The following is a 14,305-nucleotide window of genomic DNA, read 5'->3' as shown; positions in this document are numbered from 1 at the left end:
GCTCACGACGAGTGCGTGCGCGGCCACGGACGACCAGGCCCTCCCGCCGTCCGCGAGTGCCGCCGGAACGGCCCCGAGCGCCGCAACGTCGAACGGCAAGCCGGGCGCACGTGGTGGAAGCCCGCGCGTGGGCAGAGCTGGCAGATCCAGTACAGCGGCGCGCTCGACACCTCCGTCAAGGCATCGGTCTACAACCTCGACTGGGAGGGGACGAGCACGAAGACCGTCACCGCTCTGCACCGGCGCAACATCAAGGTGATCTGCTACATCAACGCCGGCGGGTACGAGCAGTGGCGTCCGGACGCGAAGAAGTTCCCCGCGTCGACGCTCGGCAAGCCGCTCGATGACTGGCCGGGCGAGCGCTGGCTCGACGTGCGCCAGCGCGCCAAGCTGGCGCCGATCATGGCCAAGCGCATGGACGTGTGCAAGGCGAAGGGCTTCGACGCCGTCGACCCTGACAACATGGACGGTTACGCCGCGACGAGCGGGTTCCCCATCAAGCAGTCCGACGCCGTCGCCTACCAACGTCAGCTCATCGCCGACGCGCACAAGCGGGGCCTGGCGATCGGCCTGAAGAACAGCCTGGAAATCCTCCCGCAGTTGCAGACGAGCATCGACTTCGCCGTCAACGAAGAATGTGTCGCCTACGACGAGTGCGACCGCTACGCGCCGATGCTCGCGGCGAACAAGCCTGTCTTCAACGTCGAGTACTCCGGTTCCGCGGCCAGCGTGTGCTCTCGCGTACCCAAGGGCATGAGCACGATTATCAAGCCTCTCGAACTGACGGCCAGACGCAGCGCTTGCTGACGCCCGTCCGGACGTGGCGCGGCGCCGTCGCACCGGTTCGCGAGCGCGCGGTCACGCCCGCCCCGTGCGCGCCGCGGTGGCAAGGACCGGCACCGCCGGGCGGTCGCTCGCATCACCGGTGGCCGGGCCCGTGGCCGTCACGATGCGACGTAGGCCTCGAGGTGCTTGCCCGTGAGCGTCGAACGATCTGCGACGAGGTCGGCGGGCGTGCCCTCGAACACGACACGGCCACCGTCGTGGCCGGCCCCCGGGCCGAGGTCGATGATCCAGTCGGCGTGGGCCATGACGGCCTGGTGGTGCTCGATGACGATGACGTTCTTGCCCGCGTCGACGAGGGAGTCGAGCAGCGACAACAACTGCTCGACGTCCGCGAGATGCAGACCCGTGGTCGGCTCGTCGAGGATGTACGTGCCGCCCTTGTCACCCATGTGCGTGGCGAGCTTGAGACGCTGACGTTCCCCGCCCGAGAGCGTCGTGAGCGGCTGACCGATCTTCACGTAGCCGAGGCCCACGTCGTCGAGGCGTTCGAGGACCTTGACGGCGGCCGGCACCTTCGCGGCGCCGTCGCTCGTCTCGCCCCGGAAGTAGGCAAGGGCGTCGGCGACGGAGAGAGCGAGCACGTCGGCGATGTTCTTGCCACCCAGCTCGTACTCCAGCACCTCGGGCTTGAAGCGCTTGCCCTCGCAGACGTCACACGGCGTCTCGACGGTCTCCATGATGCCGAGGTCGGTGTAGATGACGCCGGCACCCTTGCACGCCTCGCATGCGCCCTCGGAGTTCGCGCTGAACAGGGCCGGCTTGACGCCGCTGGCCTTGGCGAACGCCTTGCGGATCGGGTCGAGCAGGCCCGTGTACGTCGCCGGGTTGGAGCGGCGCGATCCCTTGATGGCGCTCTGGTCGACGGCGACGACGTCGTCTCGCCCGCCCAGCCCGCCGTGGACGAGGGTCGACTTGCCCGAGCCGGCCACGCCCGTCACGACGACGAGCACACCGGTGGGAACGTCGACGTCGACGTCGCGCAGGTTGTGCGAGTTCGCGCCGCGGATCTCGAGGGCGCCCGTCGCCTTGCGCGTCGCTTCCTTGAGCGTGACGCGATCGTGCAGGTGGCGGCCGGTCAGCGTGTCGGACCCGGCGAGGCCTTCGACGGTGCCCTCGAACATGATGCGGCCACCCTCGCTGCCTGCGCTGGGGCCGAGGTCGACGACGTGGTCGGCGATGGCGATGGTCTCCGGTTTGTGCTCGACGACGAGCACCGTGTTGCCCTTGTCGCGCAGGCGCCGCAGCAGGTCGTTCATGTTCTCGATGTCGTGCGGGTGCAGGCCGACGGTCGGCTCGTCGAACACGTACGTGACGTCGGTGAGCGAGCTTCCGAGGTGGCGGATCATCTTGACGCGCTGCGACTCGCCGCCCGACAGCGTGCCCGAGGGGCGTTCGAGGGAGAGGTAACCCAGACCGATCTGCACGAACGAGTCGAGTGTCTCCGTCAGCCCCTTGAGCAGCGGTGCGACGGACGGCTCGTCGAGGCTCTTCGCCCACTCGGCGACGTCGGTGATCTGCATGGCGCACACGTCGGCGATCGAGTACGCGCCGATCTTCGAGGTGCGAGCACCCTCCGTGAGCCTCGTGCCGTCGCACTCGGGGCACGTGCGGAAGACGACGACCCGCTCGACGAAGGCGCGGATGTGCGGCTGCATCGCCTCGACGTCCTTGCTCAACATCGACTTCTGGATCTTCGGGATGACACCCTCGTACGCGAGGTTGATGCCCTCGACCTTGATCTTCGTGGCCTCCTTGTGGAGGAGGTTGTCCATCTCCCGCTTCGAGTACTTCTTCAGCGGCTTGTCCATGTCGAAGAAGCCGGAGCCGGCGAAGATGCGGCCGTACCAGCCGTCCATCGTCATGCCCGGCACGGTGAGGGCGCCCTCGGCGAGCGACTTCTCCTTGTCGAAGAGCTGGTCGAGGTCGAAGTCGCTCACGCTGCCGCGCCCCTCGCAGCGCGGGCACATGCCGCCCGTGACGCTGAACTGACGCACCTCACGCGTGCCGTCGGCCTTCTTGAGCGAGCCGCTACCCGACGCCGAGGCGACGTTGAACGAGTATGCGCGGGGCCCACCGATGTTCGGCGTGGCGAGGCGACTGAACAGGATGCGCAGCATCGCGTTGACGTCGGTGACAGTGCCGACTGTCGAGCGCGGGTTGGCGCCCAGGCGCTCCTGGTCGACGATGATCGCCGTCGTCAGGCCCTCGAGCAGGTCGACGTCGGGGCGGGCCAGCGTCGGCATGAAGCCCTGGACGAACGAGGAGTACGTCTCGTTGATCATGCGCTGGCTCTCGGCCGCGATCGTCTTGAACACGAGCGAACTCTTGCCGGAGCCGCTGACACCGGTGAACACCGTGAGGCGCCGCTTCGGCAGTTCGACGCTCACGTCCTCGAGGTTGTTCTCCCGCGCGCCTTCGACGCGGATGATCTCGTGGGAGTCGGCGGGGTGGGTGCTCATGGGGCTCCTGCGCTCGGTGCGGACGTAGGCAGCATCATGCCGTACCGCAGGACTACGGTCACGCCATGACGATCTTCGCGGTGACCTGCACGTACGTCGACGACGAGCGGCGCCTCAGCGCGCGGCGTCCGGCCCGTTATGCCTGGTTCCAGGAACTCGAAGCCAGTGGACGCCTGTTGGCCTCCGGCCAGCTGAGCGGTGAGGGCATGCCGCGGGGCCTGTTGCTCCTCGAGGCGGCGGACGCGGGCGAGGCGGCCCGCCTGCTCGACGATGACCCCTTCGAGGTCGAAGGTGTGGTGACGCAGCGACTCATCGGACGCTGGCACGCGACGCTCGGCACGTGGGCCGGACGTTCCTGACACTTCTGCCCGATCGGCGTGCCCGGTCCGACACACGTTGTCGGTGCTCACCCCTAGGGTGTGCGATGTGACACAGCCAACGCTCACCGGCCCGCACGCCGGGCATGCCCCTTCGGGGCAAGGTGCTCGCACGCGCCGCGTGTGGACGAACGTCGGCATCGTCGTCGCCACCGTCGGCTCGGCTGCACTCGCCGCGGGCGCGGCCGACATGCGCCTCTACGACGCGGCACCCGGCCAGCCTGCGGGCAATCTGACGCTGAGCGCCTTTCTCGTCTCCGTCGCGGCGGCGGTGATGCTGTGTTTCCGACTGCGCTCCCCGCGCGCACTGCTCGTCACAGCACTCGTGGCGTGTCTGCCGCCCCTCGTGTTGCCCACCGACAGCTTGCCCGCGCTCATCGGGGCAGCGAGCGTCGTCGTCTGGCACCCGGACGTTCGGGCCCGTTGGGGTGTGCCCGTTCTGGCCGGCATCGCGACGCTCGTGGCCGTGTGGCGCGACACCCGTGGAACGACGAGTGGCAAGAGCTTCTGGAACAGCTTCGAACACCCGGACGGCAGCGCGGGTACCTGGCCCGCCATGCCGTGGTGGCAGGTGCTCCTCGTGGCAGGCCTGCTCGTCGCGCTCTTCGTCGGCACAGCCCTCCTGCGGCGCAGCCGGGCAGACACCGACGTCCACCGTCACCGCGCGGAGGCGGCCCGAGCCGAGGCCGACGACCTCGGACGCCGCATCGCCGAGCAGGACGACCGCGAAGCTCTCGCTCGTGAGGTGCACGACGTTCTCGGTCACCGGCTGAGCATCCTGGCCATGCAGGCCAACGCGCTCGAGATCGAGGCACAGGCAGCCGGGGCGCCGGAGGTCGAAGATCGGGCCCGGCAGATCCAACAGGGTGCCGCCGGGTCGATGAACGATCTGCGTTCTCTGCTGTCGATCCTGCGTCACGGGCCGCAGGCCGGCGAGCGCCCGTACGAACTGGCCGACATCGCAACGCTCGTCACCGAGTGCATCGACGCGGGCACCCCCGTCTCGTCGAACGTCTTCGTCGACCAGAGCAAGCCACTCGATCCGGTCGTGTCGCGCAGCGCGTACCGGATCACCACCGAGTTGCTGACGAACGCACGCAAGCACTCCCCCGGAAACCTCGTCCGCCTGAGCATCCACGGCAACCCACGGGACGGGCTCGTCATCTCCACCGAGAATCCGATGGCTCCCGGCGGTTCGGGTACCGGCAGCCAGAGTGGCCTGGCCGGCATCGGACGGCGAGCCAACGATCTCGGTGGCCAGTTCTGGGCCGGGCCGAGCGACGACGGCCGCACCTACACCGCCACGGCGAGGTTGCCCTGGCACTTGCCCCGATGACTCACCACACTCCCGACGCGAAGAGAGCGCCCATGACGAACGCCGAACAACCCATCCGCGTGCTCGCGGTCGATGACGACCCGATGGTGCTCGACCTCGTGCGCGTCATGTTCAAGGGCGCCCCCGACATCGTCCTCGTCGCCACCGCCTCCGACGGCGACGAGGTCATCGACGCCGTCACGGCCTATCACCCGGACGTCGTTCTCATGGACGTGCAGATGCGACGCCTAAACGGCATCGACGCCACCGCCGCGCTGACGAAGCGGCCCCACCCGCCGCGCGTCGTCATCCTCACGACGTTCGACGAGAAGGAGTACGTGCCGCGCGCGATGGACGCGGGAGCGGTGGGCTTCATCCTCAAGTCGGCCGCGAGCAAGGAGCTGTACGACGCTGTTCGTGCAGCGCACGCGGGCGAGAGCCCGATGTCGGCGCGCAGCGCGGGTCACCTGCGCTCGGGCTACCTCGACGGCGGAGGCGAGGGGCGTCGTGAGGCACGTCGCCTGCTTCAAGGGTTGAGCGAGCGGGAGGTCGAGATCGCCCGGCTCGTCGCGGCGGAACGCACGAACCCGGCCATCGCTGCCGAGCTGTTCCTCAGCGAGAGCACGGTCAAGCAACACGTCGCGACGATCCAGCGCAAGCTCGGCGTCGAAGGACGCATCGGCATCGCGATGGTCGTCGTGCGTGCCGAATGACCCGTCGCTCGTGACGCTCAGCTAGCCTCGTTGAGCTTTGCCATCTCGTCGGGGGTGAGCTGAGGCGCGGCGAGCGCCTCGTCGAGTTGCTCGAGCGAACTGACGCCGACGATCGGGCGCAGGCTCGGCTCGCTCTGCACGAGCCAGCTGAGCACGACCTGCCCCGGCTTGGCACCGTGCGCCTCGGCCACCTCGGCGAGAGCTGCGAGACGCGCCGTCGTGCCGGGGTGGTCGTAGACGTCCGGGAACGGCCGGTCGGCTCGGTCGTAACTGCCCTGCACGAGCGGGCTGTAGGCCCAGCACTCCATCTCGGGGTGAGTCTGCAGGTAGTCGATCGTCTCGTCGGTGACGAAGCCGAAGCGGTGGTCCTTGCCCGGCACCTGGGTGTCCGGTCGGGGGCGCACGTAGCTCGTCGTGAGCTGCAGCGCCGTCCACGGTTCGACGCCCTGCTGCTCGGCGAGCATGCGTGCCTGCTCGACACGCCACGTCGGGTGGTTGCTCACGCCGAGACGCCTCGCCGAGCCGTTCGCGTGCAGGGCGCCCATGGCGGCCACGACGTCCGCCAGGGGCGTGGCACGGTCCTCGCCGTGGGCCCAGTAGAGGTCGATCACGTCGACGCCGAGGCGCTCACGGCTGCGTTCGAACTGCGTGGCGATGACCTCGGGCGCAAGGCCCTCCCACTCGGTGAAGTCGCCGGGACGCACGGGCTCCTGGGCCACCTTCGTCGCGATCGTGAGGCCGTCGCGCACCCCGGGGTTGGCCCGGAGCCACGCGCCGAGCGTCGCTTCACTCTGCCCGCCGGCGCCGCTCGGATTCGCCCAGAACGCGTAGCAGTTGGCCGTGTCGAGCACCGTGCCGCCGGCCTCGACGTAGCGGTCCATGAGGGCGAACGAGGTGGCCTCGTCCGTCTTCGTACCGAAGTACATCGTGCCGAGGACGAGGTGGGCTGCGATCGGGGACGACGAAGTCATTGCGCCATCCTGACACGCCTCAGTGACGGTGCGTCCGCTCCACCCAGGCGGCAGGAATACTGAGGTTCCACAGCGAGTCTCCCTCGTCGAGGCGATAGCTGCGCAGTGCCGCCACGCGCAACAGACGCAGCGATCCGGCGATCATGACGAACGCGAGCGGCCACTCGAGCAAGCCCGCCGACAGCAGGGATTCGCCACGCTCCGCGGCCGCCGCCGTCATGACGTCGAACCAGGCGTCACACGCGAGCAGGACGCCCGTGGCGAACGACAGCAGCATGACGACCTGCTTGCGTCGCCATCCGCAGTAGGCGGTGAGTGCCATGAGCGCGGCGAGGAAGAGATCGAAACCGACCCACGTGTAGCGCCAGTTGTGCGCCTCGTACTGCACGGGCAGCGTGAGGCTGACGTAGAGCACCCACGGCACGAGTGCGACGGCGCCGCCGATCATGAGACCGAGACGCACCGTGCGGATCCGGCCGATGTGGGTGGGCAGCAGCTCCCCGATGGGGCGTTGGAGGCGCTCGATGACATCGCGTCGGTGATGACCACTGGGTCAGCCGTTGTTGGCTCCGCAGTTGCAGCCGCCGCAACCGCAGCCGCCGCCCGCCGGGGCTGCACCCTTGGCTTCGGCCTCCATCTGCGCGCGGATGTCGTCCATGGGCAGTTCGCGGATCTGACGGATGAGGTCGTCAACGGCGTTCGCCGGCAGCACGCCGGAGTTGGAGAAGACCATGAGGCCGTCACGGAACGCCATGAGCGTCGGGATCGACTGGATGTTCGCCGCCGCCGCGAGTTCCTGCTCGGCGTCCGTGTCGACCTTCGCGAAGACGATGTCCTCGTGCTTGTTGCTCGCCTCCTCGAAGACGGGCGCGAACTGACGACACGGGCCGCACCACGCCGCCCAGAAGTCGACGAGGACGATGTCGTTGTTCTCGATGGTCTCGGTGAACGTGTCACCGGTCAGTTCGATGGTGGCCACAGGCCTTGCTCCTCAAAAAGATTGTGGTTCGTCGGCCATTCAAACAAACACCGGAGGCAAACCCTTCCCGCCGCGCCCGCCCGCCCGCCAGAACCGAACGCCCGCGCGGGCCGTGGAACCGGCGCGCGGGCGTTGTCATCCAAACACCATGCCACCGACACGACGCCGACGCTGGCCGCTGATGGTGGCGCTCGCCCTGGTGGTGGCGCTGATCGCGGCCGGTGTCGCCGTCGTCAACCTCACAAGGCACGATTCCTCGTTCCGCGAACCGACCCAGCCGGCGCCTGCCTACGCACATGCTCTCGAGGAGCAACTCGAAGAGCGGCCCGGCGTGGCAAGGGTTCGCGCCGAGGAATCGATCGAGTGCATCGACGGCTGCAAGGGTCAGCGCTACGGGTTCGACGTCGCCATCGACCTCACGGACGACGCGACGGCCGCGAACGTTCGGGATGCAGCGGCCTTCGTCCGCAGCCGCTACCCCGAGGGCGCGCACCCGATGGCGGCAAAAATCCCCGCGTCCATCCACTTCTTCACCGCCGGGTTGAACGCGAACGGTGACAACAGCCTCTCCGTGACCACCTCGGGCCCAGCCCTGACGGCGACGCAAGCACACGCCTTTCTCGACGTGGCGCGCACGAACCCGCGGACGGAAGCGCGCTTGCTCCCCGACCGCGCACAGCCTGCGGCGAAGGCGACCTTCGTCGTCGAATCCGACGTCATCGCAACGAAGTGCGAGGATCTCGACGCCGTGAGCACGCCAACGGTTGCGGCCCTGACGAAGGCGACCGGCACCGATGGCACTAGCACTCATCTGACCTTCCGGTGTGCGCAGACGTACGCCACCGTCGCCGTGGGTCCGACGACGCGGATCCACGGATGGTCGGATGCCGCGACGGCCTTGAGCACACTGGAAGCGACGCCGCAATCGAGTGCCGCGGAGAGGCCCTACGTTCGCCTCGGAGTGCGGGACGGCGCCACGCGTCTGTCGGTGAGCGCCCGCTCCGACGAGGCGTTGAGTCCGGAAACCCGCCGTCGTGCGAGCGTCGTCATCGAGGGCCTTCGCACGGTGGGCGCGGTGAATCCTCAGCTCGATCTCGACTGAGACGCCCTCCCCTGACTCGACGTCGACGTCACGTCTCCAGGCGAGGCGGGCGGCGCCGATAGGTCACCGGCGTCGCCGACATCCGAATGGGGTTCGCCACCTGTGCGAGCCCGTCGACGTCGACCCGCATGTGGAGCCCCACCTGGTCGGCCAGCGCGAAGGCCTGCTCGATGTCGTTGACGGGGCCGGCAGGCACGCCCGCCTCGCCGAGGTCGCTCGCCCACTCCCCGGCGCTGCGCGACGACAAGGCGTCGTTCATCGCCGTCACCAGGACGTCGCGGTGCTCGACGCGCAGGGCGTTGGAGGCGTACCGGGGGTCGTCGGCCCATTCGGGGTGACCGAGAACGTCGGCGAGGCGGGCGAACTGGCGTTCGTTCCCGACGGCGATGGCCAGCGGCCGATCGGCCGTCGTGAAGACCTCGTACGGGGTGAGCGACGGGTGCCGGTTGCCCATGCCGCGCGGCACGGCGCCCGTCATGAGGTGCGCGCCGGACTGGTTCGCGAGCGCCGAGAGCAACGACGACAGCAGCGAGACCTCGACGTGCTGGCCCTCCCCCGTCGCGTCGCGATGCCGCAGCGCGGCCAGCAGACCGACGGCCGCGTGGAGGCCCGTGACGATGTCGACCATCGCGACACCGACCTTCGTCGGCTCGTCGGGGGCGCCCGTCACGGACATGAGGCCGCCAACGGCCTGGACGAGCAGGTCGTAGCCGGGCAGCGTCGACTCCCCGAAACCGGTGATCGAGACGTAGACGACGTCCGGGTTGAGCGCCACGACGTCGTCGTAACCGAGGCCGAGGCGGGCCATCGTGCCCGGCAGGAAGTTCTCGACGACGACGTCCGCGCGCGTCACGAGCTCGCGCGCAGCGGCCCGATCGTCGTCGGAGCGCAGATCCCAGAACTCGCTGCGCTTGTTGCGGTTGACGGAGAGGAAGTAGGTCGCCTCGCCGTCGTCGGTCCACGGCGGGCCCCACGAGCGGGTGTCGTCACCGCAGTCTGGGCGTTCGATCTTGACGACGTCTGCGCCCAGGTCGCCGAGCAGCATCGTCGCGTAGGGCCCGGCGAGGACGCGCCCGAAGTCGGCGATGAGCAGCCCGTCGAGGGCACCGGGCGTCCGCACGTGTTCCATGAATCTCCTCGCCGCCGTTGTCCATCACGTCAACGCGATGCCGTGCGCGCGGGTTCCCCCCGCGAGTCGGCGGCCTTCGTCGTCGTGGCCCCAGGCCGACCCGAAGTCCCGGTCGAGGTGGCTGAACTCATTGTTCCGCAGCCCCACAGGAACACCCCGAGCGAGATCGCGACGCAGCCCAGGAGGTAGACGCGGAAGCCCTTCTCGTTGCCGTCGCACCGAGCACCGGCCACGTGATGAGCAGCGAACCGACGCCGAAGATGAGCAGCATCGTGCGTCGTCCGATGCGCCCGCGCTGGAAGCCATCGGCGTGTAGGAGGCGTCACCGAGCGGGTCGCCTGCCGTTGCGGCGGTGCTCGTCTTGGTGAAGGTGCCACTCGTCGGCGCAGCGGTCGGGTAGAGGACGTACGGCAGGAAGGCGCCGTCGCGACCGTTGGTGCTTGCGGAAGGAACCGAACGTGTTCTGCCACGGCACGGAGACGACGAGTCCGTTGGTGTTCGTCGGGTTGGACGCCGCAACGGCGGGCGCCGACGAGGCGACGGCGACGGCCCGTGTGACCTGCGCAACGGCAAACGATTCGTCGAATTGATTGCCTGTGCGGATGGTGTGACCACAAGGGTGCCGCGACGCGCCGTCTGCCTACTCGCCCGTAAAGTAACTGCGAGTCCACTCGCCCACCGCCGAAGGTCGCCCACGATGCGCATCGCCCTGTCGTCCTACCGCAGCAAACCGCACAGCGGCGGTCAGGGCATCTACGTGCGCAACCTCAGCCGCGAGCTCGTGGCGCTCGGCCACGAGGTGACGGTGTTCTCCGGCCAGCCCTACCCCGAACTCGACGAGGGCGTGCGCCTCGAGAAGGTGCCGAGCCTCGACCTCTACAACGACGAGAACCCGTTCCGCCGCCCCGCGCGCTCGGAGTTCCGTGACGCCCTTGACGTCGCGGAGTTCGCCGGGATGTTCTCGGGCACCTTCCCCGAGCCGCGCACCTTCGGGCGTCGTCTGCGTCGCCTTCTCACACCGCGCGTCCGCGAGTTCGACGTCCTGCACGACAACCAGACCCTCGCGCCCGGCATCCTCGCCGTCGAACGCGCCGGGCTGCCGGTCGTCACGACGATCCATCACCCGATCAGCGCCGACCGTCGCCTCGAGATCGCCGACGCCCCCACCCTTTGGCGCAAGTACACGAAGTGGCGCTGGTACTCGTTCGTGCCGATGCAGGCGCGCGTCGCCCGCGCGAGCAGCCGCGTCATCACGGTGAGCGAGACGAGCCGGAACGACATCATCTCGGAGTTCGGCGTCGACCCGGCGCGCATCGACATCGTCCCGGTTGGCGTCGACGTCGACACGTTCACGCCGGATTCCCCTGCGCGCGAACGTGTTCTCGGTCGCCTGACAACGATCACGAGCGCCAACGTTCCACTCAAGGGCCTGTCGGTGCTCGTCGACGCCCTTGCGCTGCTGCCGGACGACGCGTGGAGCGAACTCGTCGTCGTCGGCACACCGAACCGCGCCGTCGAACGGCAGCTCGACGCTCTCGACCTTCGTCACCGTGTGCGTTTCGTCAGTGGGATCAGCGACACCCACCTCGCGGGCCTGCTCGCGAGCGCCGCCGTCCACGTCGTGCCGAGTCTCTACGAGGGGTTCTCGCTGCCTGCGGTCGAGGCGATGGCGTGCGGGACGCCGCTCGTCGCGACACGTGTTGGGGCGCTGCCGCAACTCGTCGACGGTACGGGTGACGACGACGCCCCGGCCGGCCTTCTCGTCGAACCGAACGACGCGGCGGGCCTCGCCGATGGCATCCGTTCGTTGCTCGAATCACCGGAAACGCGAACGGCATTCGGACACGCTGGCCGCTCGCGCGCCGAATCCACATACAGTTGGCGGGCTGTCGCCCGCGCGACAGCCCGCATCTACGAGCAGGAGATCGCCCGTGCTGACCGTTGATTACGACCGCTTCGCCATCGAGCCGGGCATGCGTGTGCTCGACGTCGGGTGCGGCCAGGGGCGTCACAGTTACGAGGCGCTGCGCCGTGGCGGTGACGTGACGGCGTTCGACCTCAACGAGGACGACCTCGCCGAGGTCGCCACGATGTTCGGCGCGATGGACGCCGAGGGTGAGGTGCCTTCGTCCGCGGCTTACCGCACGGTGGCCGGTGACGCCCGCCGCATGCCGTTCGACGACGCGAGTTTCGACCGCGTCATCGCCTCCGAGGTGCTCGAGCACATCGTCGACGACGAGACCGCGATGGCCGAGATCGCGCGCGTGACGAAGCCCGGCGGGCTCGTCGCGGTGACGGTGCCGCGGTACTGGCCGGAGAAGATCTGCTGGATGCTGTCGACGCCGTACCACGAGGTCGAGGGCGGCCACGTGCGCATCAACAAGGGCTCGGAGCTGACGAAGCGCCTCGAGCGTCAGGGCCTCGAGGCGTTCGCGACGCACCACGCGCACGCGCTGCACTCGCCGTACTGGTGGCTCAAGTGCGCCGTGGGGGTCGACAACGACACCAACCCCGCGGTGAAGGCGTACCACCGCCTGCTCATGTGGGACATGATGAAGGCGCCCAAGCTGACGCGCACCGCCGAGAAGGCGCTCAACCCCGTCATGGGCAAGAGCTTCGTCGTCTACCTGCGCAAGCCCGCCCAGGTCTGATGCCGCCCGCCCTCACCGCAGCGCAGATCGCCGAGACCGGCGCGTTTCTCGCCCGGATGCAGGGTGACGACGGCGCGCTACCGTGGTTTCCGGGTGGGCAGTGGGACGCGTGGAACCACACCGAGGCGCTCATGGGCCTGACGGTTTCGGGCGTCTTCGTTGGCGCGACCGACGAGGTGGAGGGTGAGCGGCTGCTCGCCTGCGCCCGAGCGGGTTTGGAGCACCTGTCGCACACCCAGCGTCCTGACGGGTCGTGGCCGATGGAGGTGCGCGATGGCGCTGTCGTCCACGCCGAGAGCGACACGAACCAGTGTGCCTACCCGGCCGTCGGCGTCTGGCACTACGTGCTCGCGACCGGTGACGACGAGGTCGGCGCGCGGTACTGGCCGATGGTGCGCGATGCGATCAACCACGTCCTGACGGCGCAGCGTGACGACGGCACCATCGCGTGGGCGATCAACCCGCGCGGTGGCCTGGGCGATCACGCGCTGTTGACGGGCAACGCGAGCATCCTGCAGTCGTTGTGGGCCGCGTGTGCTCTCGCGATGCGCCTCGGCCACGACGCGAGCGACTGGCTCGCCGCGGGACGGCGACTGGCCCATGCGGTGCGCCGCTCGCCCACCGGCTTCGCCGACCGTGACCGCTTCTCGATGGACTGGTTCTACCCGGTTCTCGGCGGCGCACTCACCGGTGACGCGGCCCGAACCCGTCTCGACGACGGTTGGGAGCGCTTCGTCTGGGCCGGCCAGGGCGTCCGCTGCGTCGACGATCGGCCGTGGGTGACCGGCGGCGAGAGCGCCGAGCTCGTCATGGCGTTGTGCTGCCTCGACGACACCCCGCACGAAACGCAGGCCAGGGAGCGAGCGCGCCAGGTGTTCGCCGAGATCCAGCAGCTGCGCGACAACGAGGGCGCGTACTGGACGGGCTACGTCGTCGACGACGCCGCCATCTGGCCCGAGGAACGCACGGGCTGGACCGCCGGCGCCGTCCTCCTCGCCGCGGACGCCCTCGACGGGCTCACGCCCGCAGCGAATCTCTTCCACGCCATGACGTGGGCCGGCGACGAGGACTCCTCCGCGTCGCCACGCCTCGAACCCACGGCCTTCCAGCCCTCGACGCAGGAGACCCCATGACGACGAACAGCCCCGAGCTGCCCCGGAACGTGCTCGACGCGTTCGATGCCACGACCGGCTTCATGCCCCTCGACGAAGGCCGCGCGCTCTTCGAGGCGGCGTGCACGGCCCGTCCCGGAACGTGGCTGGAGATCGGCACGTACTGCGGCAAGTCGACGGTGCTGCTCGCGCAGGCGGCCCGCGAGGTGGGCGGTACCCAGATCGTCACGGTCGATCATCACCACGGCAGCGAGGAGAACCAGCCGGGCTGGGAGTGGCACGACACGTCGATGGTCGATGCCCACTCCGGCCTGCTCGACACCCTCCCGAGTTTCCGACGAACGTGGGACGAGCAGGTGCGCGACGTCGTCACCGCGGTGGTGGCGACGACCGAGCAGGTCGCCGCGTGGTGGAGCACCCCGGTGGAGTTCCTCTTCCTCGACGGCAACCACGTCGAGGAGATGGCGCAGCACGACTACGCCGCGTTCGCGCAGCACGTCACGCCCGGTGGGCTGCTCGCCGTCCACGACGTCTTCCCGGACCCGAACGACGGTGGCCAGGCGCCCTGGCATGTCGTCGAGCGCGCTCTGGCGGAGGGCTTCGAGCAGGTGAGCGTCACCGGCTCGCTGCGCGTGCTGCGTCGCGCCTGAC

14 protein-coding genes are annotated in these 14,305 nt (G+C 69.1%); 9 read left to right on the top strand and 5 right to left on the bottom strand.

Annotated features, from left to right (window positions below; genetic code table 11):
• Positions 1–15: 15 nt before the first annotated feature.
• A complete protein-coding gene (locus D1832_RS13165; protein WP_118914675.1) occupies positions 16–807 on the top strand; it encodes an endo alpha-1,4 polygalactosaminidase in 792 nt (263 codons plus the stop codon).
• 137 nt (positions 808–944) lie between these two features.
• Here the strand turns inward: D1832_RS13165 and D1832_RS13160 are convergent, their stop codons facing one another.
• Positions 945–3,305 carry an ATP-binding cassette domain-containing protein gene (locus D1832_RS13160; protein WP_118914673.1) on the bottom strand — a complete coding sequence of 787 codons (2,361 nt, stop codon included), beginning with the start codon at positions 3,303–3,305 and terminating at the stop codon, positions 945–947.
• 65 nt (positions 3,306–3,370) lie between these two features.
• Between D1832_RS13160 and D1832_RS13155 the strand changes: the two genes are divergently transcribed.
• The 3 genes from D1832_RS13155 to D1832_RS13145 all read left to right on the top strand — a co-directional run bounded on the left by D1832_RS13155 (position 3,371) and on the right by D1832_RS13145 (position 5,710).
• Positions 3,371–3,664 (top strand): YciI family protein, encoded by a 294-nt coding sequence (locus D1832_RS13155; protein ID WP_118914671.1) that lies wholly within the window; start codon positions 3,371–3,373, stop codon positions 3,662–3,664.
• 67 nt (positions 3,665–3,731) lie between these two features.
• Positions 3,732–5,018, top strand: a complete 1,287-nt coding sequence (locus D1832_RS13150; RefSeq protein WP_147362711.1) for a sensor histidine kinase — start codon at positions 3,732–3,734, stop codon at positions 5,016–5,018.
• A gap of 32 nt (positions 5,019–5,050) precedes the next feature.
• Positions 5,051–5,710, top strand: coding sequence for a response regulator transcription factor (locus D1832_RS13145; RefSeq protein WP_165357980.1), 660 nt, complete (start codon positions 5,051–5,053; stop codon positions 5,708–5,710).
• Positions 5,711–5,727: 17 nt separating this feature from the next.
• Here the strand turns inward: D1832_RS13145 and D1832_RS13140 are convergent, their stop codons facing one another.
• The 3 genes from D1832_RS13140 to trxA all read right to left on the bottom strand — a co-directional run bounded on the left by D1832_RS13140 (position 5,728) and on the right by trxA (position 7,660).
• Positions 5,728–6,681, bottom strand: coding sequence for an aldo/keto reductase (locus D1832_RS13140; RefSeq protein ID WP_118914666.1), 954 nt, complete (start codon positions 6,679–6,681; stop codon positions 5,728–5,730).
• 19 nt (positions 6,682–6,700) lie between these two features.
• The gene (locus D1832_RS13135) at positions 6,701–7,144 is read right to left on the bottom strand and encodes a hypothetical protein (protein WP_206609405.1); all 444 of its coding nucleotides are present in this window, start codon (positions 7,142–7,144) and stop codon (positions 6,701–6,703) included.
• A 90-nt stretch (positions 7,145–7,234) separates the two neighbouring features.
• The gene (gene trxA, locus D1832_RS13130) at positions 7,235–7,660 is read right to left on the bottom strand and encodes a thioredoxin (protein ID WP_118914664.1); all 426 of its coding nucleotides are present in this window, start codon (positions 7,658–7,660) and stop codon (positions 7,235–7,237) included.
• A gap of 148 nt (positions 7,661–7,808) precedes the next feature.
• Here trxA and D1832_RS13125 point away from each other — a divergent pair, with 148 nt between their 5' ends.
• On the top strand, positions 7,809–8,762 hold the full coding sequence (locus D1832_RS13125; RefSeq protein ID WP_147362710.1) for a hypothetical protein: 954 nt from the start codon (positions 7,809–7,811) through the stop codon (positions 8,760–8,762).
• A gap of 28 nt (positions 8,763–8,790) precedes the next feature.
• On the opposite strand, the gene D1832_RS13120 is transcribed toward D1832_RS13125, so the two are convergent.
• Entirely contained in the window at positions 8,791–9,891 is a 1,101-nt protein-coding gene (locus D1832_RS13120) for a CaiB/BaiF CoA transferase family protein (protein WP_118914660.1), read from the bottom strand.
• Positions 9,892–10,588: 697 nt separating this feature from the next.
• Here D1832_RS13120 and D1832_RS13115 point away from each other — a divergent pair.
• The 4 genes from D1832_RS13115 to D1832_RS13100 are packed head-to-tail and all read left to right on the top strand — an operon-like array spanning position 10,589 to position 14,304.
• Complete coding sequence (locus tag D1832_RS13115; RefSeq protein WP_118914658.1) at positions 10,589–11,836, top strand: glycosyltransferase family 4 protein; 1,248 nt, start codon at positions 10,589–10,591, stop codon at positions 11,834–11,836.
• Positions 11,823–12,542, top strand: a complete 720-nt coding sequence (locus tag D1832_RS13110) for a class I SAM-dependent methyltransferase (RefSeq protein ID WP_118914656.1) — start codon at positions 11,823–11,825, stop codon at positions 12,540–12,542. The genes D1832_RS13115 and D1832_RS13110 overlap by 14 nt, the downstream gene beginning before the upstream one ends.
• The gene (locus D1832_RS13105; RefSeq protein ID WP_182434793.1) at positions 12,542–13,675 is read left to right on the top strand and encodes a prenyltransferase/squalene oxidase repeat-containing protein; all 1,134 of its coding nucleotides are present in this window, start codon (positions 12,542–12,544) and stop codon (positions 13,673–13,675) included. The genes D1832_RS13110 and D1832_RS13105 overlap by 1 nt, the downstream gene beginning before the upstream one ends.
• On the top strand, positions 13,672–14,304 hold the full coding sequence (locus D1832_RS13100) for a class I SAM-dependent methyltransferase (RefSeq protein WP_118914654.1): 633 nt from the start codon (positions 13,672–13,674) through the stop codon (positions 14,302–14,304). Before D1832_RS13105 ends, D1832_RS13100 begins: the two co-directional genes overlap by 4 nt.
• Position 14,305 lies beyond the last annotated feature (1 nt).

The sequence above is a fragment of the Dermacoccus abyssi genome (genome assembly GCF_003515945.1).
Classification (GTDB): Bacteria; Actinomycetota; Actinomycetes; order Actinomycetales; family Dermatophilaceae; genus Dermacoccus; species Dermacoccus abyssi.
This window is presented reverse-complemented; position numbering and strand designations above follow the sequence as displayed.